The 432-nt window shown below is 32.9% G+C and carries 1 pseudogene; it reads right to left on the bottom strand.

The annotated features are described in order from the left end of the window. A pseudogene (locus HZY83_RS03315) lies at positions 1 to 432 on the bottom strand (heavy metal translocating P-type ATPase); the annotation flags it as partial.

The following is a 432-nucleotide window of genomic DNA, read 5'->3' as shown; positions in this document are numbered from 1 at the left end:
TCTTTTACTTCACTTAAAGGAACCATAGTCTCTTCACCGTTGCGTAATATACGTGCTTCTTTAGCTTGTAAATTCAACAATTTACTTAACGCATTTGTTGTTTGTGTTTTAGCACGTGCTTCTAAATACTTTCCGAAAAGAATTAAAGTAATTAATACAGCACTTGTTTCAAAATATAGGTGTGGCTCATAATTTGTATTAATTAACCACTTAATCGATTCATAAATACTATAAAAGAAGGCTGCGCTTGTACCTAAAGCGACAAGAACATCCATATTTGCTGACCCATTACGAAGGTTTTTATAAGCGCCTACATAAAATTGCCAACCAATAACAAATTGAACAGGCGTTGCTAATACAAATTGGAACCACGGGTTCATAAATATATGTGGTATTTGAATACCAAATAAATGAACGAACATTGTCATTAAC

Origin of the sequence: Gemella sp. GH3 (assembly GCF_013415425.1) — a bacterium.
Classification (GTDB): Bacteria; Bacillota; Bacilli; order Staphylococcales; family Gemellaceae; genus Gemelliphila.
Note: the sequence above shows the minus strand (reverse complement) of the source record. Positions and strands in the feature narration are given on the sequence as shown.